The sequence below is a fragment of the Paenarthrobacter sp. AR 02 genome, assembly GCF_021538675.1.
Classification (GTDB): Bacteria; Actinomycetota; Actinomycetes; order Actinomycetales; family Micrococcaceae; genus Arthrobacter.
The window spans coordinates 111,526-135,875 of record NZ_JAJUKH010000007.1; the positions used below are offsets into that span (position 1 = coordinate 111,526).

General features: G+C 61.7%; 26 protein-coding genes. 11 read left to right on the forward strand and 15 right to left on the reverse strand.

Annotation, left to right across the window (positions count from 1 at the left end; translation table 11 throughout):
• On the reverse strand, positions 1-318 hold the full coding sequence (locus LRQ04_RS14195; RefSeq protein ID WP_235520801.1) for a DUF6504 family protein: 318 nt from the start codon (positions 316-318) through the stop codon (positions 1-3).
• 79 nt (positions 319-397) lie between these two features.
• Positions 398-1,453 (reverse strand): FAD-dependent monooxygenase, encoded by a 1,056-nt coding sequence (locus LRQ04_RS14200; RefSeq protein WP_235520803.1) that lies wholly within the window; start codon positions 1,451-1,453, stop codon positions 398-400.
• Between the two features lie 58 nt (positions 1,454-1,511).
• On the opposite strand from LRQ04_RS14200, the gene LRQ04_RS14205 reads away from it, so the two are divergent.
• Together LRQ04_RS14205 and LRQ04_RS14210 are read left to right on the forward strand one after the other, a co-directional pair.
• Positions 1,512-2,048: a TetR/AcrR family transcriptional regulator gene (locus tag LRQ04_RS14205; protein ID WP_235520805.1), complete on the forward strand. Its 537-nt coding sequence runs from the start codon at positions 1,512-1,514 to the stop codon at positions 2,046-2,048.
• A 47-nt stretch (positions 2,049-2,095) separates the two neighbouring features.
• On the forward strand, positions 2,096-2,485 hold the full coding sequence (locus LRQ04_RS14210) for a hypothetical protein (RefSeq protein WP_235520807.1): 390 nt from the start codon (positions 2,096-2,098) through the stop codon (positions 2,483-2,485).
• Between the two features lie 3 nt (positions 2,486-2,488).
• On the opposite strand, the gene LRQ04_RS14215 is transcribed toward LRQ04_RS14210, so the two are convergent.
• Complete coding sequence (locus tag LRQ04_RS14215; protein WP_235520914.1) at positions 2,489-3,235, reverse strand: SOS response-associated peptidase; 747 nt, start codon at positions 3,233-3,235, stop codon at positions 2,489-2,491.
• 171 nt (positions 3,236-3,406) lie between these two features.
• Here LRQ04_RS14215 and LRQ04_RS14220 point away from each other — a divergent pair, with 171 nt between their 5' ends.
• From LRQ04_RS14220 to LRQ04_RS14230, 3 genes are all read left to right on the forward strand, one after another.
• Positions 3,407-3,667 (forward strand): mycoredoxin, encoded by a 261-nt coding sequence (locus LRQ04_RS14220; protein ID WP_091467878.1) that lies wholly within the window; start codon positions 3,407-3,409, stop codon positions 3,665-3,667.
• 148 nt (positions 3,668-3,815) lie between these two features.
• Positions 3,816-4,901 carry an S-(hydroxymethyl)mycothiol dehydrogenase gene (locus tag LRQ04_RS14225; protein WP_235520809.1) on the forward strand — a complete coding sequence of 362 codons (1,086 nt, stop codon included), beginning with the start codon at positions 3,816-3,818 and terminating at the stop codon, positions 4,899-4,901.
• A complete protein-coding gene (locus tag LRQ04_RS14230) occupies positions 4,898-5,539 on the forward strand; it encodes an MBL fold metallo-hydrolase (protein WP_235520811.1) in 642 nt (213 codons plus the stop codon). The genes LRQ04_RS14225 and LRQ04_RS14230 overlap by 4 nt, the downstream gene beginning before the upstream one ends.
• A gap of 101 nt (positions 5,540-5,640) precedes the next feature.
• Here LRQ04_RS14230 and LRQ04_RS14235 read toward each other — a convergent pair whose 3' ends face one another.
• The 3 genes from LRQ04_RS14235 to LRQ04_RS14245 are packed head-to-tail and all read right to left on the reverse strand — an operon-like array spanning position 5,641 to position 7,711.
• The gene (locus LRQ04_RS14235; protein WP_235520813.1) at positions 5,641-6,399 is read right to left on the reverse strand and encodes a lipoate--protein ligase family protein; all 759 of its coding nucleotides are present in this window, start codon (positions 6,397-6,399) and stop codon (positions 5,641-5,643) included.
• Complete coding sequence (locus tag LRQ04_RS14240) at positions 6,399-7,202, reverse strand: thioesterase family protein (protein ID WP_235520815.1); 804 nt, start codon at positions 7,200-7,202, stop codon at positions 6,399-6,401. The genes LRQ04_RS14235 and LRQ04_RS14240 overlap by 1 nt, the downstream gene beginning before the upstream one ends.
• A 32-nt stretch (positions 7,203-7,234) precedes the next feature.
• Complete coding sequence (locus LRQ04_RS14245) at positions 7,235-7,711, reverse strand: VTT domain-containing protein (protein ID WP_255774236.1); 477 nt, start codon at positions 7,709-7,711, stop codon at positions 7,235-7,237.
• 92 nt (positions 7,712-7,803) lie between these two features.
• Between LRQ04_RS14245 and LRQ04_RS14250 the strand changes: the two genes are divergently transcribed.
• Positions 7,804-8,766: a hypothetical protein gene (locus LRQ04_RS14250; RefSeq protein ID WP_235520819.1), complete on the forward strand. Its 963-nt coding sequence runs from the start codon at positions 7,804-7,806 to the stop codon at positions 8,764-8,766.
• Here LRQ04_RS14250 and LRQ04_RS14255 read toward each other — a convergent pair.
• Positions 8,763-10,265 (reverse strand): FAD-dependent oxidoreductase, encoded by a 1,503-nt coding sequence (locus LRQ04_RS14255; protein WP_235520822.1) that lies wholly within the window; start codon positions 10,263-10,265, stop codon positions 8,763-8,765. The genes LRQ04_RS14250 and LRQ04_RS14255 overlap by 4 nt on opposite strands.
• A gap of 87 nt (positions 10,266-10,352) precedes the next feature.
• A complete protein-coding gene (locus tag LRQ04_RS14260; protein ID WP_235520823.1) occupies positions 10,353-10,835 on the reverse strand; it encodes a DNA alkylation repair protein in 483 nt (160 codons plus the stop codon).
• 60 nt (positions 10,836-10,895) lie between these two features.
• Here LRQ04_RS14260 and LRQ04_RS14265 point away from each other — a divergent pair, with 60 nt between their 5' ends.
• Positions 10,896-11,984 (forward strand): YhcG family protein, encoded by a 1,089-nt coding sequence (locus LRQ04_RS14265; RefSeq protein ID WP_235520825.1) that lies wholly within the window; start codon positions 10,896-10,898, stop codon positions 11,982-11,984.
• On the opposite strand, the gene LRQ04_RS14270 is transcribed toward LRQ04_RS14265, so the two are convergent.
• Positions 11,981-12,955: a dienelactone hydrolase family protein gene (locus tag LRQ04_RS14270; RefSeq protein ID WP_235520827.1), complete on the reverse strand. Its 975-nt coding sequence runs from the start codon at positions 12,953-12,955 to the stop codon at positions 11,981-11,983. The two genes, LRQ04_RS14265 and LRQ04_RS14270, sit on opposite strands and share 4 nt — an antisense overlap.
• Before the next feature lie 166 nt (positions 12,956-13,121).
• Between LRQ04_RS14270 and LRQ04_RS14275 the strand changes: the two genes are divergently transcribed.
• Both LRQ04_RS14275 and LRQ04_RS14280 read left to right on the forward strand, forming a co-directional pair.
• Positions 13,122-14,594, forward strand: a complete 1,473-nt coding sequence (locus LRQ04_RS14275; protein ID WP_235520829.1) for an exodeoxyribonuclease VII large subunit — start codon at positions 13,122-13,124, stop codon at positions 14,592-14,594.
• Between the two features lie 68 nt (positions 14,595-14,662).
• A complete protein-coding gene (locus LRQ04_RS14280; protein ID WP_235520831.1) occupies positions 14,663-15,988 on the forward strand; it encodes a DUF222 domain-containing protein in 1,326 nt (441 codons plus the stop codon).
• Positions 15,989-16,014: 26 nt separating this feature from the next.
• Here the strand turns inward: LRQ04_RS14280 and LRQ04_RS14285 are convergent, their stop codons facing one another.
• From LRQ04_RS14285 to nrdH, 6 genes are all read right to left on the reverse strand, one after another.
• Positions 16,015-16,251: a hypothetical protein gene (locus LRQ04_RS14285; RefSeq protein WP_235520833.1), complete on the reverse strand. Its 237-nt coding sequence runs from the start codon at positions 16,249-16,251 to the stop codon at positions 16,015-16,017.
• Positions 16,252-16,547: 296 nt separating this feature from the next.
• On the reverse strand, positions 16,548-17,822 hold the full coding sequence (locus LRQ04_RS14290) for a hypothetical protein (protein WP_235520835.1): 1,275 nt from the start codon (positions 17,820-17,822) through the stop codon (positions 16,548-16,550).
• A gap of 594 nt (positions 17,823-18,416) precedes the next feature.
• A complete protein-coding gene (gene nrdF / locus LRQ04_RS14295) occupies positions 18,417-19,391 on the reverse strand; it encodes a class 1b ribonucleoside-diphosphate reductase subunit beta (protein ID WP_166840537.1) in 975 nt (324 codons plus the stop codon).
• 121 nt (positions 19,392-19,512) lie between these two features.
• On the reverse strand, positions 19,513-21,654 hold the full coding sequence (gene nrdE, locus LRQ04_RS14300; RefSeq protein ID WP_308194945.1) for a class 1b ribonucleoside-diphosphate reductase subunit alpha: 2,142 nt from the start codon (positions 21,652-21,654) through the stop codon (positions 19,513-19,515).
• Positions 21,655-21,665: 11 nt separating this feature from the next.
• Complete coding sequence (nrdI, locus tag LRQ04_RS14305; protein WP_235520837.1) at positions 21,666-22,136, reverse strand: class Ib ribonucleoside-diphosphate reductase assembly flavoprotein NrdI; 471 nt, start codon at positions 22,134-22,136, stop codon at positions 21,666-21,668.
• 49 nt (positions 22,137-22,185) lie between these two features.
• Positions 22,186-22,428, reverse strand: coding sequence for a glutaredoxin-like protein NrdH (nrdH, locus tag LRQ04_RS14310; protein ID WP_011775022.1), 243 nt, complete (start codon positions 22,426-22,428; stop codon positions 22,186-22,188).
• 396 nt (positions 22,429-22,824) lie between these two features.
• Between nrdH and LRQ04_RS14315 the strand changes: the two genes are divergently transcribed.
• Both LRQ04_RS14315 and LRQ04_RS14320 read left to right on the forward strand, forming a co-directional pair.
• Positions 22,825-23,790 carry a LysR family transcriptional regulator gene (locus LRQ04_RS14315; protein WP_235520839.1) on the forward strand — a complete coding sequence of 322 codons (966 nt, stop codon included), beginning with the start codon at positions 22,825-22,827 and terminating at the stop codon, positions 23,788-23,790.
• A gap of 50 nt (positions 23,791-23,840) precedes the next feature.
• Positions 23,841-24,344, forward strand: a complete 504-nt coding sequence (locus tag LRQ04_RS14320) for a DUF2004 domain-containing protein (protein WP_211712244.1) — start codon at positions 23,841-23,843, stop codon at positions 24,342-24,344.
• Positions 24,345-24,350 lie beyond the last annotated feature (6 nt).

Genomic DNA, 24,350 nt, shown 5'->3' on the forward strand with positions numbered 1-24,350 from the left:
TCACGCTGCTTCGTCGGGTTCAACGGCGCGTGCAGGTGCGGCGTCGTGGATGCGGAGTAGCCGCCATCGCCCGCTGCCAAGGTGGCGGACGACGTCGAGGGTGATGGTGTTTTCGAGTTGTACGCGCCAGATTTCGTGGTCAACCAGCCCTGCTCCGCTGCCGATGGGTGCACGGGTTTCCTCTGCCCACCACTTGCGCCGTTCGAACCATCGGTTCGGTTCTCCCGTGACTTTGTAGCTGGTCCCTTTCCATGTGACTTCCAGTGGCTGGCCCTGGTCTGTGCAGATGACGTCCACTGATTCGCTGAACAGTCCCATATCCACACTCCTTGCGCCTGAGTTCGTATTCGAAAGTATGTTCGAATACTTCCAGTTTACGACGCTGTACCGACAAAACCTACTTCGAAGTTTTCGCCTTTCCGTGGGTTCGGGAGACACTCTTTCCCGCTTGCTTCAGCAAGGCATCCCGCGCGGGTTGCCAGCGCTGGGCGAGGGAAATCCTGCCCATCAGGGACGATGCCAACCGCATTTGCTGAGTACGGAGTACACGCTTCCTTTCATACTTTGCGAGCGCTTCCTCTATTGGCAGGTCATTGAGCAGCCCTCCCAGGGTCACGGCATCAATGAGTGCTTCGCAGGCGCCCCTGCCGAGGTTGGGCGTCATGGCGTGGGCGGCATCTCCGATCAATACGACCCTTCCCTTTGCGTAGCGGGCAAGGGCAGGGGTGGTCCAGATGCGTTGGGCCAGCGAATTTTTGTCGGATGCCTGGGAAAGCACCTGTTGCACGGCTGGCGAGTACCCGGCATAGCGCCCCCTTGTCGCTTCGAGCGCTACTTCGACGTCGACCCGCCCTGGACCCAGGTGGGATCTGAAGGAGGCGTACCAGTTGGTTCCGCCCAAGGCCGGGGCCATGCCGAAAATCTCGCCCTTGCCCCAGTACTCTCCAACATCCCCGGGTGATGGGACCGTGGGTACTACCCCACGTATGGCCAGGAACGGCGTCGCCTTGGCGGTACTGCGTTTCCCCCATGCAGCTTGGCGAACCACGCTATGGACGCCGTCCGCACCCACCGTCAACCCAGCGGGAGCGGGAAGGCTTTCCACCGGCTGCGTAACCCGGCGTACGACGCCCGGCACGGCGGAGTCCAGCAGGCTGAGCAGCTCGGTCCGGGAGACGCCGAGCAAGCCCTCTCCTTCCATGGACAGCACCGGCTTTCCTCCCGGATTCCGGAGGGCGCCCGCGCTGATGACGGAGCCCCGCCCCCTTACTGCACCGAGGATCCCCAACCGAGACAGGGCCCGCTGGGCTTCGGGCCACATCGCCAAGGTTGTTCCGACAGTGGGGAGTTGGGGTTTTTGCTCGTGCAGGGTGACCGTGAAGCGTCCGGGATCCAGCCGGGCTGCGAGCGCCAGCCCGGCTATGCCGCCGCCAATAATGTCTACGTTTTCCATGCGCTCACAGTACTACTACATTTGTAGTACCAACAGGGGTTGAAGCTAGACTTTCGCCATGGCTGACCGACGCACACTCCTGGCCGACGCAGCGCTCGCCGTTGTCTCCGCGCAAGGCCTCAAAGGACTCACCCACCGCGCCGTCGACGCCCAGGCCGGCGTCGCCGTCGGAACTACCTCCAACTATTTCCGCAACCGCGCCGCTTTAGTGGCAGCCGCCGTCGACCGCGTTGAAGAACAAGACAACCGGCTGCTGCAGCAGGGAGCCCTGGAGGTTCCGACGTCGGTGGCCGCCTTGGCGGGTCAACTCGCCACCGCAGTCGTGGCACTCGCGCACGAAAACGCTGAACTGACCCGGGCACGCTTCGTCCTCGCACTCGACCAACCCGACGTTGTGGCAGCCGGTCACGAACGGATGCTCTCCGCCTTGGCACAGGTTCTAGAAACCATGGGCATATCCGATGCCAGGGCACGGGCGGAAGCTGTGGCCGATTACAGCGACGGACTTGCACTGCACACCCTTACTGCGCGCCGTGGACAAAGCCTTGAGCCCACAGTCGTGGCGAGCAACATCCAGCGCCTCCTGGCGGGCTAACCCGCCAAGGGGTGGACGGCAGAGGGTCCGCAGAGCAGGATTGTGCCATGAGTACCAATGACGCACTCCTCAAGCAGGTCAACATCTCCGCCTCCGACGAGAACCTGGTGGCACGGTTCGAAATTGACGGCAACATTCCTGGCTCCGGCGCCTACGTCGTGGGCCTTGTTGCTGCCAGCGAAGACTACTCCTCCCAGCGCAGGTTGGGGATCGAGTTCATGAACGGTGAAGCGATCTCGTTCTACTCGTTCAACCACGCACTCAGCGCGGAGGAAAACTACGACATCAAGGGCGTGGAGCACTCCGGCAACGTCATCACGGGCAACTTCCCCATCTCTGCCATCCATGGACTCAGCAAGGGACATGTCATGACAGCGTTCAGCGAAGCAGACGGCCGGGATTTCCAGTCCGGCGTCCCCGTGAACGAAGCGCTCTGACCGCTAGAAGAGCCCTTCCACGGGTTCAATCAGTTCCGGTGAGTTGTTGCGGACATTACCCACAGCGGCACCCACCGGGTCGATGGTCCAATCGGCCGCTGCGTCGTGCGCCCTGGAACGGACCAGTTCCACCAACCCCGCCGCATCCTTTTCGCGCGGATCAAGCCAGGCTTCCATCGTCTCGGTGCTCATAGGCAAGGGAACGCGGTCATGGAGGGCAGTCAGTTCGTCAAAGACCGAGGCACTGCGCCGGGTCTGGGCTGATTCGGCCGTCGGGGTGTCTGCGGTCAGGATGGACATCGAAAGCAGCCAGCGTCCCGGGTCATCGGGTGCAGCCGACTGGTCCTTCCACCACTCATACAACCCCGCGAAGACCAGTCCATGCCCGTCCCCCGGGTGCACGTAATAGGGCTGCTTGCTCTTTCCCTCACCCTTCTTCCACTCGTAGTAGCCATCGGCAGGGACCGCACACCGGCGCGCAACGGCGGCCTTCTTGAAGGAGGGCTTCTCCAAGAGGGTTTCACTGCGGGCGTTAATCAGCCTGGCACCGCCCTTGGGATCCTTGGCCCACGAAGGCACGAGCCCCCACTTGGCAACATGCAGCTGCCTTTTCAGGTGATCGTCAACAACCCTCTCCAGGACAACGGGAACCGCATCTGTCGGGGCAACATTCCACGACTTTTCCAAGGCGATCTCGTTCTCCAGCTCGGCGCTAAAGTCGGCGAGCAGGTCCCCCACCGCACGGGCCATTACATAGCGTCCACACATGCGAACAGTCTGCCCTTTCCCGAAGGAACGCACCAGCGCGGACATGTGATGTCATGTGCGCTTCCCCGCCGCACGGGAATTATTCGGTACCGGGTTACCGTTGTCAGGAAGGAACCAACCCGCGAAAACGACCCAACTACTGAGGAGAGCTCTGTGGACTTCACTCCCGACTCCGGCACCATCACCATGTTCTCGACCACCTGGTGCGGTTACTGCAACCGCCTGAAGAAGCAGCTGGACGCCAAGGGCATCGGCTACACCGAGATCAACATCGAAGAAGTCGATGGCACCGCCGAACTCGTCGAGCAGCTCAACGGTGGAAACCGCACCGTTCCCACCGTGCTTTTCCCGGACGGCACGGCAGCGACCAACCCTTCGGCATCCGAGGTTGAGAAGCGCCTGGTCGCCGTATAACCGCTGGCTCCACGCGTAACCGCACCAGGGTCCGCCGGAACAATCCACACGCTGTCTGCCACCTGTGATAGACAGAATGGGAATCCGTAGCGGGCCCTTCTGCAGTTAACCGGGCCCGCTCTCCGCGAGCCCGAAGGGAACCCTCTCCATGGTCCACGCAGTCAAAGGCGTCGTCGTCCGCTCCAAAGGCGCGCCGGCAACCCTCGAAACCGTCTTGGTACCCGAACCCGGACCCGGCGAAGCCCTCGTCGACATCCTCACAAGCGGCGTCTGCCACACCGACCTCCACTACAAGCTGGGCGGCATCAGTGACGACTTCCCGTTCCTGCTGGGCCACGAAGCCACCGGCGTCGTCAGCGCGGTGGGTCCCGATGTCACCGACGTCGCCCCCGGCGACCGCGTAGTCCTCAACTGGCGGGCAGTCTGCGGAAACTGCCGCGCCTGTAAGCGCGGTCAAGCCCAGTACTGCTTCAACACCCACAACGCCACGCAAAAGATGACCCTCGAGGACGGCACCGAGTTGTCGCCGGCCCTGGGCATTGGAGCGTTCATCGAAAAGACACTCGTAGCGGCCGGGCAGTGCACCAAAGTAGACGCCGACGCCGATCCCGCCGCCGTCGGCCTGCTCGGCTGCGGCGTCATGGCAGGTTTGGGCGCCGCGATCAACACCGGCGGCGTCAAGCGCGGCGACTCCGTTGCCGTCATCGGCTGCGGAGGTGTCGGCGTAGCAGCCATCGCCGGCGCTGCGCTCGCAGGAGCCACCACCATCATCGCGGTGGACATCGACCCCAAAAAGCTGGAGCGCGCCAAGGAACTGGGTGCCACCCACACCGTCGATTCCTCTGCCGGGGACCCCGTTGAGGAAATCCGTGCGCTCACCGGCGGTTTCGGAGCGGACGTGGTGATTGACGCCGTCGGAAGGCCCGAAACCTATAAGCAGGCCTTCTACGCCCGCGATCTCGCCGGAACCGTTGTCCTGGTGGGCGTCCCCACCCCCGAAATGACGCTTGAGCTCCCGCTCCTGGATGTCTTTGGCCGTGGCGGATCGTTGAAGTCCTCCTGGTACGGCGACTGCCTGCCCTCCAGGGACTTCCCCATGCTGGTTGACCTCTACAAGCAGGGCAGGCTGGACCTGGATGCCTTCGTAACCGAGCGCGTCACCATCAACCAGGTGGAAGAAGCTTTCGACAAGATGCACCAGGGCGCAGTCCTCAGGTCGGTGGTGGAACTGTGAACGCCGGGACCAGCCCCACGATCGACCGCGTCGTAACGTCCGGAACCTTCTCCCTCGACGGCGGAACATGGGAGGTGGACAACAACGTGTGGATCATCGGTGACGCCGACGAGTGCATCGTCATCGATCCAGCCCACGATCCCTCCGCGATTGTCGACGCCGTCAACGGCCGGGCAGTGACAGCAATCCTGCTCACACACGGCCACGACGACCACATCCGCTATGCCGGCGAATTCCGGGAGCTCGCCAAGGCGCCGGTCTACCTGCACAAGGACGACTGGATGCTCTGGCACGATGTCTTCCCGGAAGCCGATCCTGACCACTCCATCGCCGACGGAGACACCTTCACCGTTGCCGGTGCAACGCTGGAAGCGATCCACACACCCGGCCACTCGCCGGGGTCGGTCTCCTTCCACCTGCCCAGCCAAGGGACGCTCTTCAGCGGCGATACCCTCTTCCAGGGCGGGCCAGGAGCCACAGGACGGTCGTACAGCGACTTCCCCACCATCATCGAATCCATCCGTACACGGTTGCTGCCGCTCCCCGCGGAAACAGTGGTCCGCACAGGACACGGTGACACCACCACCATCGGTTCCGAGGCCCCGCATCTGGACGAATGGATCGCCCGCGGACACTAGCCCTTAAGGGACGGCTGCGGCCGGCTGCCACCTTTTTCGAGGAGGCAGCCGGCCGCAGCCGTGGCTATTGACCAGCCGTGGTTATTGCCCCGCCGTGGCCATTAACCCAGGAGCGCCGGGAAGTCGCCGTCGAGGACGTCCGCGTAACCACGGTAGGCCTCGATCACGGCGTCCTCCACGGTTTTGACGTCCAGGTGCGGCAGCAGGTCGTTTGCCGCACCAGCGGTAGCCGGATCCCAGTCCAGTCCGAGGGCCGCGTAACTGGCCGTCAGGACATCGCGGATGGGCTGCGAGTTCTCCACCACGATCACTGAACTGAAGAGCCAACCGCCGGAAACCACCCGTTGCGCGGTGCCGATCAGCTTGATCCGGTGCGAGGGAAAGTCCGGGTCCTCACCGTGGACGCTGAACTCACCGGGGCAATACTCCCCCGGGATTTCTCCGACGGCGGCGTGGACGCCAACGCTGCGCAGGGCACCGGCCAGCAAATCGCCAAATTCCGAAAACCGTGCCTTGGCCCGGACGATGGCGTCGGGGTGGGGCTCCACGTGATCGATCACCAGCGAGCCTTCGTGGTAAGCAGCCGCCCGGCCTCCGGCTTTGCGGACCAGCGGCTCGAACCCCAGCTCGCGGCACGCTTCTTCAGCGGCGCCAAAACCCGGCAGGTTCGCATCGCGCTGGCCGAAGGCAACCGTCGGCTTCGGGCGGTACAGACGCAGGGACGGCCCCAACTGACCGCTCCGGGCACGTTTCAGGAGCTCCAAAGCGAAGTCGAGGTCCTCTGCCGCCCCCAATGACTTGGGCTGACGGTATGCCGTCAGCTGTCTACGTTCCGTGACTTCCGTCGTGGCCGCACCCACTAGCTCTTCCTCAGGGTCAGGATCTGCTCGGCCCGGCCGAACGGTCCGTTGACGTCGTGAAGCACGGTGGACGTCAGGCCAATGCCGTCTGCCCCGAAGGAGACCTTGTTGTCCAACCCCAACCATTCGCCCGCAGGCGCCCTGTACATGTGGATCTGCAGGTCCAGGTTGGGGAAGATGTAGCTGTTTTCTCCGGGCGGAACGCGGGCGGCGATGCCGTTGGCCGTATCCACGAGTCCCATCAGCCGCGCCAGGTCCGTGCTGTCGTCCCGATCGGTCAGCGGGTGCGAGGTCCGGATCCACACTCGGCCGGAGCCCGGACGGTGCCCCTCGGCCAAGCGCATTTCCAGGGAACGGATGTAGCCACCGGGCCACACGCTGGCGCCGTCCCACGGTTTGCATTCGTCCGGCGCGGGCATCGGTTCATCTTCGACGGCGGCCACCGCGCTGGTGTCACTGGTGATCATTCGCCATGCAGCCGCCCGGATGGCCACCCGGCCCCCTGCTGAAAGTTCGGCCTGGATGAGTTCGATGGTCCGGCCCGGCCTCAGCGTTGAAGTGGTGACCTGGAACTCCCCGCCCGGAATGAGGCCCAAAATTTCATAGCTGATCCGCGCCAGGCGAACATCGTCCCTGGGCTCGTGACGGACCAAAGCATCAGCGATGATGCCGGAGGCCGGAGCCATGTGCTGTTCATGCGGATTCCAGGCACCCTGGGCGTGGATCGTCGAGCGGTAGCGCCCCGATCCCAACGACTTGTAGTAGAAATCGCCGTCCGCCAAATCCGGTAATGCAGTAGTCAAACCCAAGCCTTTCGCCGATCCAGCTGTAGAACTCAGACCACTGTATCCGCTGATTTGGCCGCTGCCCGCCGCCGGCGGAACACGACAACCCAGACCACAACCGCCGCCAAAGTGGCAACGCCCAACGCGGCACCCACAGGCGACGCCGCAGCCACCGCCAACCAGGCCTCCAAGGCAGCCAGGCCAATGGTGGCGTACAGCACTGCCCAGACCACGGAGCCGACAACGGCTGCAGGGAGGTAACGGCGCAGCGGCATACGGGCCGCGCCGGCTGCCAGGTTGATGGCCGTCTGCAGGCCTATCGTCAGGAAGGAAAGCACGACGGCGTACGGACCCCAACGCTGGATGAGCGCTTGGGCCCGGGCTGCTTTGGGTCGTTCCAAGGAACTGCCCAAACGGGTGTGCGCGAACCCTGCAACCGCTCCCCGGCCAATCCAATACGTGACGTTGACGCGGATCATGACAATGGCGAAGAGCGCCGCGAGGGCGACGCCGAAGGGCAAGCTCATGATCTGGTCCACTCGACTTAGGCTACCCTAAGTACCCGCCCTCCGCGGATTCGGTCCACCGGGTTCGTCCGGAGGAACCCTAGGATGGGTCCATGGAACTCCGCGACGCTGCCCAGGAGCTGTACGCCGTCATGCCGCGCGACTTCACAACGCAGCGCACAGCCTTGGTCCGGAAAGCCAAAGACAACGGCGAAAAGGAGCTGTCGAAGGAAATCGGCAGCCTTCCCAAGCCAGCTGCCGGAGCCTGGGCCATCAACATGCTTGCCGTTCACAAACCCGAGGTGATTGACGGCGTCGTACGTTTTGGCAGTTCCCTCCGGGCCGCGCAGGAAGCGTCGGACGCGGGGGCTTTTCGCGAACTCGGACAGAAACGCCAAGGTGAACTGACTGCGGCCGTGCACGCTGCCAAAGACCTTGCGGGCGAGCTCGGAGCGCCGCTCAGCGCAGCAGCGGCTGCCGACGTCGAACAGACCTTGAGGGCAGCGATGGCTGATGCCAGAGCCGCGACAGCCGTGGCGACTGGCAGGCTGGTACGGGGGCTGAGCAGCAGCGGGTTCGAAGCAGTCGACCTCGACGGCGCCGTTGCGGCTGCCGGTCCCGAGGCCGCTGCACGCCCTGCCTCGAAAGTGCCTGAGCAACAGGTGCACACGCCAAAGAAGCGGGATAAACCGGAACCTGCCAGGAAAACGCGGGCGCCCAAGAATGCACCCCAGGATGAAGCTACGTCCCTGGCCGAGCGTCGGGCAGCCAAGCGGACGGCAGCGCTGGAGGAAGCCCGCGCCGCGTTCGATGCTGCCGATCAGGAGGCGCGGGAAGCGGAACAAGCGGCGGCCGCGGCGTGGGAGGCTGTGAAGGAACTGGCCGATCGCCGTGCGGGCGTGAAGGCGGACATCGAGGAAGCCAAGCGCCGCCTGGCGGAGCTGGAAGCCGAATTGATCGGCCTCACCAGGGACGCGGACACCGCTGAATCCAAGAAGAAGCTCGCAGTCAGGGCCGCGACCCAGCAACGACGCACCGCGGACCAGGCGCAAAGACGCGTAGAGCGATTGGGTTAGTCCTTCTTCCTGACCAAGGACTTTTGCAGGTGATGGGTCGCGGGACCTTCAAGGTATTTGCCTTCCGGGGTGAAGCGCGATCCGTGCAAAGGGCAATCCCAGGTCTTCTCGGCGTCGTTCCACGTCAGCAAGCCGCCAAGGTGCGCGCAACTGCCCGAGACCCTGCAGACCTTCCCGTCCACGGTGGACACCGCCGCCGGTTCACCCTTGTAAAGTCCGACGACGCCGCTCCCCTCTGGCGGGCGGGTTTCGTCAGTGATTTCCGGGTTGTTCTTGACTTTGGATTTGTCCTCCCACATCCGACGGGCAATGTCCGCGTTGTGCCGGACGGCCTCGGCTGCTCCCTTGGGCGAGGTGACGCGGTGGTGGATGGTGGTAGCCCAGTCCGAGTGGCCACCCAGAATCTCGGAGGTGATGGCCAAGGCAGCGGCGACCCCGTTACTCATGCCCCACTTGTTGTATCCGGTGCCGAAGAAGATCCGGCCCTTGCCGCGGGGAAGCTTGCCGAAGAACGGCATGAGATTTGTCGCCTGGTAATCCTGGGCGGACCAGGTGTGGGTGACCTCGGCCCCCGGATAGTGCTGGTTGGCCCATCCGAGGAGGTCCTCCAGATGTTGTCGTGGCGACGTCGCCCGCCCACCTGCATGCCCGTAACCGCCCACCAGTAACAGTTCCGCGTCGGCTGCCGGGTAGGTGCGTTGGGACCTCGTGGGCGAATCAATGGAGAGGTACATACCCCGAGGAATGGCGCCCGGCACCCTCAAAGCGGCGGCGTAGGACCGGTTCGGCTCCAGCTTGGCAAAGTACAGGCCGCGGTCCAGGATGGGTGTGCCTGTCGCGAGCACTACTGTGTCAGCGGTGAAGCTGCCTTTCCTGGTGGTGACGTTCAGGGGCCGGTCGCCGCTGACGTTTTGAACTTGCACCCCTTCAACAACCAGGCCGCCGTGTTCACGGATATCCCGGGCCAGCGCGTCCAGGACCTCCATCGGATGGATCTGTGCTTGGCCTTCAAGTTCCAGCGCCTCCACCACCTTGAAAGGCAGGCCGGCATCTCGGCTGAAATGGACGTCAAGACCTGCGTCCCGCGAGACCGCAGCTTCCTTGCGGAGCCGCTGGCCGCCGTCGTCGGTGGTTGCGAAGGTGATGGTTGTGCGGCGCTGGAACGGGACAGCTTGCTGCTCCATATACTGCGTGAGCCACGCTTGTCCCGTTTTGTTGGCCTCCACATAGGCCTGCACCACCTTCAACGGGTACTGGCTGCGCAAAGCCGACAACGTGCCGCCTTGAAGGAGGCTCAACTTTCCGGTGGTGTTGCCAGTGGTCACAGCACCCAGGGTTCGGGCTTCGAAGACCACCACCCGCTGGCCGGACCGGGACAACAGCAGCGCGGCGACCATCCCGGTGATTCCCGCTCCCACCACTATCGAGTCAAAGTGCTTCTCGTGTGGGACGGGGTCGGATGTGAAGTCTGACTCCCTGTCCAACCACAGTGATTTCATCGAACAACCTGCCTCTCAATTCACGGAATTGGCTCCTGGCATGTGTTGATGGAAACGGTAGGCGGCTCGCTGGTGCTTATCAAGGGGCTATGGTGCGGCGGCAAGGCTGGCTGCATATTGCAGTTCACTATCCGGGTCGTTGGCCCATCGCTCCAGCACCCGCTCTGCCCTCTCCCTGGCCAAACCCTCGAGCCGGGCCAGCAACGGTCGCACCACATCTTTGGCCAGGGGCTCGACGAGTTCGCAGGTTCCGGCGCTCCGGATGAAGCCTTCAATGCGCGTCAGGTCCGTGTTGACCAGTAAAGCTACCTTTGTCTGGAGCAGGACCACCGCTGCCAGCCGCCGCTCGAACACCGGCTCCTCCCACAGCTCAGAGCTCAGGGCCGTGATGTCATCGTGGCTGAGGTTCTTGTACCGCTTCAGGGCGTCACGGACCGTTCCGCGTATTGCGCCTACCGATGCACCATAAACCTTCAGGCCTTGGCCGAGGCGCTCGCTGGTCTCGGCAGCTTTCTCCCAGGTCGATTCCATCTGCAGCGTGTAGTCCACGAATTCACCGGCTTCACTCACACGGCTATTTTGTCAGGGCCTCCCCATACCGTGGTTTTACCAGCCACTGACAGGAGAAACATGCCGTCCCAAGAGCTCGCCGCCGAGGCGTCATTTCCGGGTGTTCCCGCCGCATCGTCGATGCCCGACTGGTACCCCACGCTGCTCGACACCGTGGCCAGGGAAGTCCGGGTCGGCCGAACCCGTGCGATGGCGGCGGCCAACAGCGAGCTCCTGAACTCCTACTGGAGCATCGGGCGGCAACTGGCCGAACGCGAATCGGAGCAAGGCTGGGGCGCCAAGGTAGTCACACGATTGTCTGCCGACATCCGCACGCGGTTCCCCGGAGCGAAGGGCTTCTCCCCCAGGAACCTGCGGTACATGAAGAGCTTCGCGCAGGCCTGGCCGGACTTCCCAATGTTGCAAGCGCCGCTTGCAACATTGCCCTGGTACCACCAGATCGCCCTGCTGGAAAAGCTCGACGACGCCGCCACGCGGCTTTGGTACGCAGCGGCCGCTGCCCAGCATGGATGGTCGAGGAACGTTTTGACTCACCAGATCTCCACGCGCTTGCATGAACGCTCCGGGCAAGCCATCACCAACTTCGCTTCCACCATGGTCCGTGCGGACTCCGATCTCGCGCAGCAGGCAACCAAGGATCCCTACGTTTTCGATTTCCTTGCCATGACCGATCGACACACTGAACGGGACCTGGAGGTGCAGTTGGTGAAGCATGTGGAGAAGTTCCTGTTGGAGCTTGGCCAGGGATTCGCCTTTGTTGGCGAGCAGGTGCGGCTGGAAATCGCCGGTGACGAATTCTTCGCGGACCTGCTGTTCTACCACCTGAAGCTTCGCTGCTACATGGTGATTGAACTCAAGGCAGTGAAGTTCGAACCCGGGTTCCTGGGGCAGCTGGGCATGTACATGGCAGCCGTGGATGACCTGATGGCGCACCCGGACGACAAACCAACCATCGGGTTGCTGCTGTGCAAGGAGAAGAACAGCGTGGTGGCCGAGTACGCGCTCCGAGGCTTCAACGCACCCGTGGGCATCGCGGAATGGAAGACCTCACTGGCTGATTCCTTGCCGGATGAGCTGTTGTCCAGCCTGCCCAGCATCGAGACGTTGGAGGCAGAGCTCGCGAGCGAAGTGGCCCGGTTGCGGGGCTAGACGTTGTCCCTGAACCACGCCATAGTGTCGTTCCATGCCGCCGTTGCCTGAGCTTCCACGTAGCGGTCACTGGTGTCGTTATGGAAGGCATGGTCCACGCCGGGATACACCTTGAGTTGGTGCTTGACGCTGGTCCTGTCCAGCGCTTCCTGGAGTTGCGGCATGGGGCCCGTGATTCGCGCATCCTTCTCGGCATACACACCCATCACTGCCGGCTTGATGGTTGGCACCTTGGCCAAGTCCGGGGCCGGGCCGTAGAAGGCGCTCGTTGCCTTGAGTCCTGGAATCTCCGTACTCGCCTGCCATGTGATGCCGCCGCCGAAGCAGAAACCGATCATGGCGATACGGCCCTGCTCCACGAAGCCCTGGCCGTTGAGATACTCGAAGGCGGCTTTGAAGTCACCCACATGGCGCGCTGCGCCGGCCTGGGTCAGCGCACCAGGAACGGCATCCGGGTCCATGTTGGCCGTGCCGCCTTCCCTGCTGAGAAGGTCCACGGCCAGCGCGACGTATCCTTGCTTGGCGAAGCGTCGGGCCACGTCTTGGATATGCGGGGTGAGGCCTCGGTTTTCGTGGCAGATCAGGACGGCAGGGTGTTGCCCTCCGTCCTCGGGCCGGGCCAGGTAGCCACTGATTTGGGTTCCTTGAGACTGGAAATTGACTGGAGCCGTGGTCAGCCCCGCTGCGCCTTCCGGGACCGACAGCGGACTTTTGGCGTTGGGCACGGCCGTTGTGGCAGTGTCTTTTGGTGCCGCCGATCCGGTGGCCGTTGGGGTCGGCATAGGATCCGTTGCCCTCGGTATCTCCTGCGGTGTACAGCCCACCAACATCATGGCCGCCGCCGTGGCCGTCATGCTGCCCATGATGAATGCCACCCGCCGGGTAAACGTCCCGTGCGACATTTCGCCGGAGCGGTAATCGTCGTAGAACTCTTCGATCAGGTACTTCTCAAACTTCTCAAGCTGCACCATGGGACGTCCTTTCAAAGTTGGCCAACATCTTCCCCTGAAGTTGGGACGCGGACAAGGGTGGGACGGCTAATACCGTCAGAAAAGGCCACCGCACGTCACTACTATTCAGAGGTAACCATGACCCGACGGAGGGGAGCATTCGGGAATGACGGGAATCGCTAAGGGATTGGAAAATTCGGCCATATCGGCCAAAAGTGTTGAGCAGGTCTACGAGGAGATTCGCGGTCCCCTGCAGGCACTGGCCCTCACCGTCATTGCCGAGTGTCGGAACGCAGAGCCCAAAGCATCGGGGTGGACCTTTGACCTGGTGACGGTGAGTGGTGAGCGGACTTTTGTCCTTCCCGCAAGGGTGTGGAATGCCGAACTGACTACGATCAAAAGGGCCTTCGATGCAGCTGGAGAGAGCTTCAAGGCGGCCATGATTGACGGCATGGAACTGGAAGTTTCCGGACAACTGCGAATGTGGTCCGAGACCGGCGACATCTATTTGAAGGTCACTGACATTTCATCGGATTTCTCCCTCAACGGTGCGATGCTCCTGAAGGATCGCCAAACGCTTCAAGCACTTAAGGACGATTTTCCGGGTCACTCGAGACTCCACGCCGATGACGACGCGATATATGAGGACGCCAAAGACGGTTTTTCGTTAGGACGATTACGCAAGATCACTGTGATCTCGCCGGAAAAATCTCAGGGTGTCGAGGACTTCAAGCACCACCTGAGCATTTCGAAGAGTGGGAACAAGCCGGAAATCACGTATCGTCACATGAGCTTGAGTGGTCAGTCGGCAGCCGCGACCCTCCGAACCTACTGTGATGAAGCGCGCAGGAACGGTCATGATCTTGTTGTCATTACGCGAGGCGGCGGCCACTGGCGGACTATGCGGGGGTTCCAGGATGAAGAACTGGCGCGTGCCATCCTTGAATCGCCCGTGCCCGTTATCACCGGCATTGGGCACCGTCAGGACGTATCCATCGCTGACCGGGCAGCCACGGCATCTCTCACGACACCGACAGCCGCCGCGGTGGCGATCACGACCCCCTCAGCCAGCCCCGGAGCATCTGGGAAAAAGTACCCGACGTCCTTTAAGGAAAGCCTTGGGGCCGAGCGCCGAAAGGTTGCGAGACTTGAGCGAGACGTATTGTCCATGCGGCAGTCGCTCGCCCATTCCCACGATGAGCTGGCATCGGCTAATGCGGCCCTTCGCCGGTATGAAGCGGATCTGGCAGCAGGCAACGGCGCGCTCAGGGAAAGCTGGGCATCGTTTATCGCCTCTGACCGTCAACACGGACTGGACCTGCTTGAGCTGGCAACGCGCCGAGTGCGCGGATACTCCTGGCTGCTGACCTTGGCGACGCTGGGCTTGGCAGTCACGTTCGTGCTCAACTCAACGCTCATTGCCATTTGGCTGACTGGTTCGGACGACCACGGGCTCGGGCTTTGGGTGGCTATCGGCACAGTGGCCCTTTCGGTCTTTGCCCTCTTAGCGCAGTTCTCTTCGCGAAAGCACCTGAATGAAAAGCACAAAAAGCCCCTGAAACAACCACCGGTAACTGTCCGTGAGTGGGAGATCCGAATTATGAATGTAAGGACAGTTCGGGCCCTCCGGAAACTACTGCACCATGTACCGGTGGGCTGACCAGACGAGCCATTTAGCTCCACAAGTGCGGACCTAATATTGTCGGTGCCTGCTGGGAGAGTGTTCTCATGGTGCAGGTTCGGGAAGGGCAAACGGGTGCAGTGGCTATGGCTGCGCCGGCGCATTCCGCTGCTGCTGTTGCGAACTGTGCCACTGGCGCTGGTTACGGGCCGGACGGTACGGTCAGTGGTGACCTGATCCAGCAGTTGCGGGTGCTGGAGGACATGAAGTCGGCGATCTCAAGCTTGCAGGCCAAGATCGCCGTGGCGTTTGACCTGGCCCAGCGGCAGGAACAGGCAGAGAAAGGTATCCCGGCTTCGGAGCGGGGCAAGGGTATTGGGGCGCAGGTGGCGTTGGCCCGGCGGGAGTCACCAAACAAAGGCTCCCGGCTGCTGGGCCTGGCCAAGGCTCTGGTCACGGAAATGCCGCACACCATGGCCGCGCTGGAATCCGGGCAGCTGAACGAATGGCGGGCAACGCTGCTGGTCAAGGAAACGGCGTGCTTATCTGCTGAGGACCGGGCCGCAGTGGATGAGGAACTGGCCCCCGACACCGGCACGTTCGATGGTGCCGGGGACAAAGCCATCGCTGCCGCCGTGAAGGCCGCGGCGTACCGGCGTGATCCCCGCTCTGTGACCGAACGCGCAGCGCACGCCGCGTCCGAACGGTACGTCAGCCTCCGCCCGGCGCCGGACACCATGGCCTACCTGACCGCCCTGTTGCCCGTCGCCCAAGGCGTCGCCGTGTTCGCGGCACTGACCCGGCAAGCTGGTACGGCCCGGTCCGCCGGTGATACCCGGTCCAAGGGCCAGGTCATGGCCGACACCCTGGTGGAGCGGATCACCGGCACCGCGGCCGGGTACACGGGTATCGACCTGCAACTGGTCATGACCGACAGGACCCTCCTGGCCGGAGACAGCGAACCGGCACGGCTGAATGGCTACGGGATCGTTCCCGCCGGCTGGGCCCGGGAACTGCTCAGCAACGGACAAGTCGGTGAAGGGCCCGGGGCTTACTACCAGGACTTCAACGTCTGGGTCCGCCGGCTCTACACCGCCCCGCGAACCGGTGAACTACTCGCCACCGACTCACGGGCACGCTTCTTCCCACCCGGAATACGACGCTTCATCCAAACACGAGACAACACCTGCCGCACCCCCTACTGCGACGCGCCCATCCGACACCTGGACCACGTCATCCCGTGGCACTCAGACGGTCCCACCACCGTTCACAACGGCACCGGACTCTGCGAAGCCTGCAACCACACCAAAGAAAACCCCGGCTGGAAGTCCACACCCGAAGCAGGAAGCCGGCACACGCTCAGAATCACCACACCCACAGGCCACAGCTACCAATCACAAGCTCCACCACTGCCCGGGTACCGGCGAAACTAGCTCGCGGGATCGTTATGGGAACTCCCTCAGTTCCTGGGAACAACGGCACGCCGCCCCAATCTTTGCTTGAGTTCCGCTTGGTACCCGGTCCATACGCTGTCCAGACCTGAGAATGCCCAGCCAAGCGAAACAGGTGCACTACCGATCGTCGACATTTGTCTCAATGCTTCGTCGGTGCCGTCATCGAGGTCGACTTCTCCCTCATCGGGATCGACTGTCGCATAAGTCGCGTCGTCTTCCACCTTGAGGTCGATGGTGTACAAGACTCGGCGAACACCTCGAGCGATACAAGGAATTGACTCGCATGACCTCGCTCGCGGCGGCCATTGTTCCAACGATGCCCTCGACTGAATTACCTCCAACCCAGTCGCTTCCAACGTAGACCTGATGGCCGGCGCCCAGGTCAGCTCGCCGGTGGCATCGGCTCGACCCGGAACGCAAGTCGACCGAGAACGAAGAACGCTCGGTCCGGACCCAGTCGGCACATGAGGAGAGGCTGAGATCTTGCTAAAGCCAGCCTCCATGGCATCAGCTAATTCTGCAATCTAAGCCTCTGAGTTCATTCCTCAGGCTCCTTTTCGGGCGCATTAGCCAGATCCTGCTTACGGGACTTGAATAAACCAGCAACTTTTCCACTTGCCGCGCCGCTCACTCCAGCAAGCGCGCCACCAAGGCCCTTTATCGCGGTGAAGGCCTGCGGCTCGTCCGGGATGCCGTCCCCGTCGACGTCTACGGCACGGAATGGGCGGGACACTGCAGCGGCGGCGCTTGTTACCCCCGCACCCACCGCCGAGGCGCCTATTGTAACTCCTTCTCCAACTGTGCTGGCCGTTCCGGTGATCCAGCTTCCGGTGGATTTCGCAGCGTCTTCCAGAAGTGCAAGTGCACGGTTGGGTTCGGATTCCCCTTCGTCAGTGTTTGAGGACTTGCCTTGAAGAGTCAAGTGCCGAGGGAATTCCTCCGGAGCTTTGGGGAATGCGGACCGTGCTGACTCGACCACGTCGCGGCCGAACACGAACCGGCTGACTCCTCCTGTCAGCGCTCCGACCCCGTACTCGATCACGGACTGCTGTTTTCCGCTCAATGTCTCTCGCACGGTATCTAGCTGACCGGTCTGGATGGTCCTGACAAGGCTTTGCGCGGCCCCACTGGGCAGGGTATCGGCCAGGGTCGTCGCCCAATGCGACCAGTCACCGCTGGCCGCCGCGAATTTCTGAGCAACGCCCACAACTCCATCGGGAGAAGTTGCCGCAACGTCCTTAGCCATGGTTGCAATCTGCTTCTGGCTAACGGAATCATTGGTAAGACCGTAAATCAAAGCATGCGCCTGGTCTTGGTCAAGATCCATTCCGTGTATGTCAGCGAGGGCAAGTCCAAAGATTGCTGTGAGCTCGAACTGGAGCTGCTGATCACCCGCAGGCAGGAGCGCGGCCACACGATTAGCGCCGGTCTTCACAGCTCCCATGGCCATGTTCTTGGCGGCTACCTTGGCCGCCTCCTTCACCGTTACCTGCGCGGTCATCTTCGCGGCCTGTTTCCCTGCTGTCTTAATGCCGGTGGCCGCCACACCGCCACCCGGAATGAAGGAAATTGCCACCTCAGCAGCGACAGAACCTGCAGTAATGGCCGCACCTGCGGCGGTAATTGAAGTGCTGTAGTGGCGTTCCAGCAACTTGATCACTTCCGCCGGGGTCGCCTCCGGATGCCGACGCCGAATCCTCATGACGTACTTCCGGGCGATCGAATGACGGGCACTTATGGCGTTCTCGATGTCTAAGTTGGCCTCCTCGTCATCGAGCTCGGTCTCCAGTGTCACGTCTTCCAACTCGGTCATTGTGATTCCCCCTTCAACCGCAGGCTCAACTCTCGGCCTTTTCACAAACACAGCAATTCTGTTTTCGGCAGAGTAGCAAAGCTATCCTCTGCCGCACCGTCATCAGTCTCCCGCACGATGCGGGCGCTTTCAGCGCGCCACGCGGCACCGCTCCCGCCACACCAACTTCCACTGCAAGTCCGCCGGTAGTTAGTACCGTCCATCCATGGAGCGAACCCTCTCGAGGTGGTGGGGCTGTTCCTTGTCGTGTTGACGTGCACGCTGACGAGGACGCGGTCGCCTTTCGCTTGTAATATCTGGGGCCCATTACCGATGCTGTGGAGACACCCCAGCAGGCAAAGTACTTCAACCTCGCTGAGATGAAACTGGCTTCTGCTGCCCGGGAATCACAGCTTCGGAAGCAGCCAAGTGAAAACACAAGGTCCATGCTGACCGGCATATTCAGCTCGGCCGGAATTCAAGTCTCCTTCTCATAACAGCAAAAAGGACCCCGCATGCTCAAAGCATGCGGGGTCCTTTAGCTTTCAACGGGCGCTCAGCCCGTGGACGGAGGTTCAGGTGGAAATCCTCACAACCGCCGTCCGGTCTGACAGCTTAGAACTCCCAGTCCTCATCCTCCGTGTTCACGGCCTTACCGATCACGTAGGAGGATCCGGAGCCGGAGAAGAAGTCGTGGTTCTCGTCGGCATTCGGGGACAGGGCGGAGAGGATGGCCGGATTCACGTCGGTGACGGAAGCCGGGAACATGGCCTCGTAGCCCAGGTTCATCAGGGCCTTGTTGGCGTTGTAGTGCAGGAACTTCTTGACGTCCTCGGCCAGGCCGACTCCGTCGTAGAGGTCGTGGGTGTACTGGACTTCGTTTTCGTACAGCTCGAAGAGGAGCTCGAACGTGTAGTCCTTGATCTCCTGCTTGCGGGCCTCGGAAACCTTCTCCAGGCCCTTCTGGAACTTGTAACCGATGTAGTAACCGTGCACGGCCTCGTCGCGGATGATGAGGCGGATGAGGTCGGCCGTGTTCGTGAGCTTGGCACGTGAGGACCAGTACATGGGCAGGTAGAAGCCCGAGTAGAACAGGAAGCTTTCCAGCAGGGTGGAAGCAACCTTGCGCTTCAGGGGGTCGTCGCCCTGGTAGTAGTCCATGACGATCTGGGCCTTCTTCTGCAGGTTCTCGTTTTCGAGGGACCAGCGGAAAGCGTCGTCAATCTCCTTGGTGGAGCACAGGGTGGAGAAGATGGACGAGTAGGACTTGGCGTGCACCGACTCCATGAAGGCGATGTTGGTGTACACAGCTTCTTCATGCGGGGTGATGGCATCGGGGATCAGCGAGACAGCGCCGACCGTGCCCTGGATGGTGTCCAGCAGGGTCAGGCCCGTGAAGACGCGCATGGTGAGCTGCTGCTCTTCCGGGGTCAGCGTGTGCCACGACTGGACGTCGTTGGACAGCGGCACCTTCTCCGGCAGCCAGAAGTTGTTGACCAGTCGGTTCCAGACTTCCACGTCCTTATCGTCCTGGATCTTGTTCCAGTTGATGGCCTCGACGTGTGTCAGCAGCTTGACCTTTTCGGTCATTTCATCCCCTTAAGCGATGGTGTTCTTGAGGTAAGCCTACGACGGCGGGTGGTGACCCGCCGTCGTACTCTTTAGTTTTGAAGGTAGCCGTGGCCACCATTGATCAACCTATGAAGGTTGATCACAACATGCAGCTGACGCAACCCTCAACCTCAGTCCCTTCCAGCGCGAGCTGGCGGAGACGGATGTAGTAGAGGGTCTTGATGCCCTTGCGCCATGCGTAGATCTGCGCCTTGTTGATGTCACGCGTGGTGGCGGTGTCCTTGAAGAACAGCGTCAGGGACAGGCCCTGGTCCACGTGCTGCGTGGCAGCGGCGTAGGTGTCGATGATCTTCTCGTAGCCGATTTCGTAGGCATCCTGGTAGTACTCCAGGTTGTCGTTGGTCAGGTACGGAGCCGGGTAGTAGACGCGGCCGATCTTGCCTTCCTTGCGGATTTCAATCTTGGCGGCCACCGGGTGGATCGACGAGGTGGAGTTGTTGATGTAGCTGATGGAACCGGTCGGCGGGACGGCCTGGAGGTTCTGGTTGTAGATACCGCGCTCCATGACAGAAGCCTTCAGCTCGCGCCAGTCATCCTGGGTGGGGATGTGGTGGCCGGCGAAGAGCTCGCGAACGCGCTCGGTCTCCGGGGTCCACTCCTGCTCGGTGTACTTGTCGAAGAACTCGCCGCTGGCGTAGGTGGACTTCTCGAAGCCGCCGAACTTCTGGCCGGTCTCGATGGCCAGGCGGTTGGAAGCGCGCAGAGCGTGGAACAGCACCGTGTAGAAGTAGATGTTGGTGAAGTCCAGGCCCTCTTCGGATCCGTAGTGGACGCGCTCACGGGCAAGGTAGCCGTGCAGGTTCATCTGGCCAAGGCCAATCGCGTGGCTCTGGGCGTTGCCCTGCGCGATGGACGGCACCGAGTTGATGTAGGACATATCCGACACAGCACTCAGGGCACGGATGGACGTCTCGATGGAGAGACCGAAGTCCGGCGAGTCCATGGTCTTGGCGATGTTCATGGAACCGAGGTTGCAGGAGATGTCCTTGCCCACGGTCTCGTAGCTGAGGTCCTCGGCGTAGATGGACGGCGAGGAAACCTGCAAGATCTCCGAGCAGAGGTTGCTCATGGTGATCTTGCCGTCGATCGGGTTGGCCCGGTTTACGGTGTCCTCGAACATGATGTACGGGTAGCCGGACTCGAACTGGATCTCCGCGAGGGTCTGGAAGAACTCGCGGGCGCTGATCTTGGTCTTCTTGATCCGGGAATCATCGACCATCTCGTAGTACTTCTCGGTCACCGAGATATCGGAGAACGGAACGCCATAGACCTTCTCGACGTCGTACGGCGAGAAGAGGTACATGTCCTCGTTCTTCTTGGCGAGCTCGAACGTGATGTCCGGGACCACGACACCCAGGGAAAGGGTCTTGATACGGATCTTCTCGTCGGCGTTCTCGCGCTTGGTGTCCAGGAAGCGGTGGATGTCCGGGTGGTGTGCGTGCAGGTAAACGGCACCTGCACCCTGGCGGGCACCGAGCTGGTTTGCGTAGGAGAAGCTGTCTTCGAGGAGCTTCATGACGGGGATGACGCCGGAGGACTGGTTCTCGATCTGCTTGATCGGGGCGCCGTGCTCGCGGATGTTGGTGAGCGAGAGCGCTACACCGCCGCCACGCTTGGAGAGCTGAAGTGCGGAGTTGATGGCGCGGGCGATCGACTCCATGTTGTCTTCGATGCGGAGCAGGAAGCAGGAGACGAGCTCGCCGCGCTGGGCCTTACCGGCGTTGAGGAACGTGGGGGTGGCAGGCTGGAAACGGCCATCGATGATTTCGTCGACGAGGCGGTTGGCGAGGTCTTCGTTGCCGCGGGCAAGGTGCAGGGCAACCATGCAGACGCGGTCTTCGTAGCGCTCAAGGAAACGCTTGCCGTCAAAAGTCTTCAGTGTGTAGGACGTGTAGAACTTGAAGGCGCCCAGGAAGGTCTCGAAACGGAACTTCTTCTTGTACGCGCGGTTGAAGAGGTCGCGGATGAAGTTCATCGTGTACTGGTCAAGCGTCTCGCGCTCGTAATACTGGTTCTTCACCAGGTAGTCGAGCTTCTCTTCCAGGTCGTGGAAGAAGACGGTGTTGTTGTTCACATGCTGCAGGAAGTACTGGTGCGCAGCTTCACGGTCGGCTTCGAACTGGATCTCACCGTTGGGGCCATACAGGTTCAGCATGGCGTTGAGCTCGTGATAGCCCAGGCCCTTGTAAGCCTCAGGCAGCGGCTTCTTGGCCGTGTCCACAGCGCCCCCGGTTACTTCTGTTTCTGCGACAGTTGTGTCCAAAACTTTTCCAGCCCTTCGTTGACCCGTTGGACGTCTTCTGGCGTCCCCATGAGTTCAAATTTGTAAAGATGCGGCACCTTGCACTTGACGGAGATGATGTCTCCCGCTGCGCAATAGTTGTCCGCGAAGTTTGTGTTCCCCGCTCCGATAACACCCCGGATCAGCTTCCTGTTCCCGGGATCGTTCAGAAACCTGATGACCTGTTTCGGCACCGAACCTTCGCCGTTGGTGCCGCCGTAAGTAGGCAGCACAAGAACGAAAGGCTCAAGGGCTTGGAGCGGGGCGTCCTGGGCGTACAGCGGGATGCGTGCAGCATCCCTGCCCAGTTTCTGGACGAATCTTTTGGTGTTCTCAGAGGTGGAGGAAAAGTAGATGAGGTGACTCCTCGTGGTCACAGCTTCCGTCACCTTGCGGGCGGTGGCCGCTGCCAGCGGTGCCATGGAGTCACCTCAACTACATAGGAATTCTTGGTGTGTGTGGTGGCGAAAGTCAGGCCACGGAGGAAACGGCCTGGGCCAGTTCCTCGATCTTGTCCGGGCGGAATCCGGACCAGTGGTCCTGCTCGGTTACGACGACGGGAGCCTGCATGTAACCCAGTGCCTTGAGGCGCTCAAGGGCCTCGGCGTCCTGGGAGATGTCGACACTCTGGTAGGCAATGCCCTTCTTGTCGAGTGCCCGGTAGGTTGCGTTGCACTGAACACAGGCCGGCTTCGTGTAAACCGTTACGGTCATGATCCCTGTCCCCTAAGTTGAAGTCTGATTCTCTTCGTATCTGGCGGGCTCAACCGGAACTGACTACTGAATCCGATACCGGCCCGCAGGCTGCCGTGACAGCCAACACGCTCTGATTTTGTCTTGTGCTGGTTTCCCGCTCAATCCGTAAATCGATACTACATGTAGTGCAAGCGCCGAACTGGAACCCCAAGATGATGTATTACAAGTATGTCATTCAATCCACCGCTCGTCCACAGGGCGGGGGGTTCAAAATGTCCGGGATTCCGCCAAAATGAGAGATGTCATCCACACCCTGTGGACTACTTAGCCACATTTAATCTTCAGCGTGTCGCGCGGATACGGCGTGTCGTGACACTTTGAAAATGTGGCGTGGCGAACAGCTAAAATCGGCTGATGGTCAACCTCCTCCACCTCCGCACGCTCATGGAGGTGACCCGCCTTGGCTCGTTCGCCGCCGCCGCTGCACAGCTCGGTTACACCGCCTCTGCAGTCTCCCAACAGATGGCCGCGCTGGAACGTGATACCGGCGTCGAACTCTTCCAGCGGTCAGCGCGCAGCGTTGTCCCCACTGAAGCGGCGCTGACCATGACACGGCACGCCTCCAAGGTGCTCACCGATGTCGAGGCCCTTATGGCCGCCGCGTCCAGGACCAACGACTCCCCCGCGCAGGAACTCAGGTTGGGTATCTTTCCCAGCCTCGCCACCTACGTCCTGCCGGACATCCTGCGCAATGACCGTTGGAACGGTTTGGGCATTGAGCTGAAGGTCTCAGTGGCAGAGCCGGCGCAAACCATCCAAGGGCTGCGCAGCGGCGGCGAACTGGATGTGGCGCTGGTCTACCAGGTGGGGCAGTCCGGGCTGGCGTGGCCGCACTCGCTTGAACGGCAGTGGATCGGCGACGACGACTTCCGCGTTGTCCTGCCCGCGTCGTGGAAAATCCGCGAAGACGCCGAAATCGAGGCAGCCCACCTATCCGACATGCCGTGGATCGTGCATCACCCCGGCACCAGCGACGCCTTGGTCATTGAGCGGTTGTTCGCCAGTTGCAACCTGCATCCCCGCGTCGTGGCCTACAGCGACGACTTCCACGCCAGCCTGGAGATGACCGCGGCCGGCCTTGGTGCTTCGCTGGTCCCGGAACTGGCCCTGCGGAACCGGCCGTCCGGCGTCGTGGTCCTGGACGTCCCGGACATCAGGCTGGCCCGCAATGTGTTCGCCCTGCTCATCAACGAAAAGCGCACCGCGCAGGTGCAATTGTTCACCCAACTGCTGGCCGACACGCTCAGGGACTCCTCCGGAAGAAGCGGACTGCACCCCCTGAAAACCGCGCCCGTCAAGGGCTCACAGCGGCGCAAGTGAAATATTCCCAATTGCTGGAACCCGCCGGTGGTTGGGGTTAGATTGATCACATGGGCAAGCTAGCGAGCAAACATTTTGGGGAAGTCGAGCTCAACCACGGCAGTGAACATTGCTTCGTTGCCAAGCATGAACTCGGCGGCAATCCGCTGGAACTTGACCTCAACGTCACTGCCCACGACCACTTCGACGAAGCCGCTATGCGCAAAGTGGACTATCGCCTGCGCTTCCTGCCCGAACTGGTGGACCAGGTCCGGGAGATGATTGCCGATGAACTCGACCAGGACGGCACCAACCCCCAACAGTTCCTGCATTTCCACAGCTCACAGCTCAAAGAGGAGCAGTTGGAGTCCGTTTTCGGTGTCCGGGACAAGGGCCAGCTCACCAATGATGTCTTCCTGAATGCCCTCAAATTGGGGCACGTGGCCATCTACCCGGGGCAACCCGAGCGATACTTCGTGCTGGATTTCACCCTCGGCTCGCACTTCACCGACGAACTCCTGGTGGTCGCCGCCGATGAGGACGGCGTGGTGGACGACGAAATCCTGTGGGAGTAGCGCGCC

Coding starts and splice junctions, on each gene's coding strand:
- LRQ04_RS14215 (WP_235520914.1), bottom strand. CDS start 3,235: ATGGCCCGTGCGGTGGGGGACCTGCTCGCCGACTTTAGCGCCGAGCTG.
- LRQ04_RS14270 (WP_235520827.1), bottom strand. CDS start 12,955: ATGGTGCAGCTTGAGAAGTTTGAGAAGTACCTGATCGAAGAGTTCTAC.
- LRQ04_RS14315 (WP_235520839.1), top strand. CDS start 22,825: ATGGTCAACCTCCTCCACCTCCGCACGCTCATGGAGGTGACCCGCCTT.
- nrdI (WP_235520837.1), bottom strand. CDS start 22,136: ATGGCACCGCTGGCAGCGGCCACCGCCCGCAAGGTGACGGAAGCTGTG.
- LRQ04_RS14245 (WP_255774236.1), bottom strand. CDS start 7,711: ATGAGCTTGCCCTTCGGCGTCGCCCTCGCGGCGCTCTTCGCCATTGTC.
- LRQ04_RS14210 (WP_235520807.1), top strand. CDS start 2,096: ATGAGTACCAATGACGCACTCCTCAAGCAGGTCAACATCTCCGCCTCC.
- nrdF (WP_166840537.1), bottom strand. CDS start 19,391: ATGACCGAAAAGGTCAAGCTGCTGACACACGTCGAGGCCATCAACTGG.
- LRQ04_RS14265 (WP_235520825.1), top strand. CDS start 10,896: ATGCCGTCCCAAGAGCTCGCCGCCGAGGCGTCATTTCCGGGTGTTCCC.
- LRQ04_RS14225 (WP_235520809.1), top strand. CDS start 3,816: ATGGTCCACGCAGTCAAAGGCGTCGTCGTCCGCTCCAAAGGCGCGCCG.
- LRQ04_RS14205 (WP_235520805.1), top strand. CDS start 1,512: ATGGCTGACCGACGCACACTCCTGGCCGACGCAGCGCTCGCCGTTGTC.
- LRQ04_RS14320 (WP_211712244.1), top strand. CDS start 23,841: ATGGGCAAGCTAGCGAGCAAACATTTTGGGGAAGTCGAGCTCAACCAC.
- nrdH (WP_011775022.1), bottom strand. CDS start 22,428: ATGACCGTAACGGTTTACACGAAGCCGGCCTGTGTTCAGTGCAACGCA.
- LRQ04_RS14290 (WP_235520835.1), bottom strand. CDS start 17,822: ATGACCGAGTTGGAAGACGTGACACTGGAGACCGAGCTCGATGACGAG.
- LRQ04_RS14250 (WP_235520819.1), top strand. CDS start 7,804: ATGGAACTCCGCGACGCTGCCCAGGAGCTGTACGCCGTCATGCCGCGC.
- LRQ04_RS14200 (WP_235520803.1), bottom strand. CDS start 1,453: ATGGAAAACGTAGACATTATTGGCGGCGGCATAGCCGGGCTGGCGCTC.
- LRQ04_RS14280 (WP_235520831.1), top strand. CDS start 14,663: ATGGTGCAGGTTCGGGAAGGGCAAACGGGTGCAGTGGCTATGGCTGCG.
- LRQ04_RS14255 (WP_235520822.1), bottom strand. CDS start 10,265: ATGAAATCACTGTGGTTGGACAGGGAGTCAGACTTCACATCCGACCCC.
- LRQ04_RS14195 (WP_235520801.1), bottom strand. CDS start 318: ATGGGACTGTTCAGCGAATCAGTGGACGTCATCTGCACAGACCAGGGC.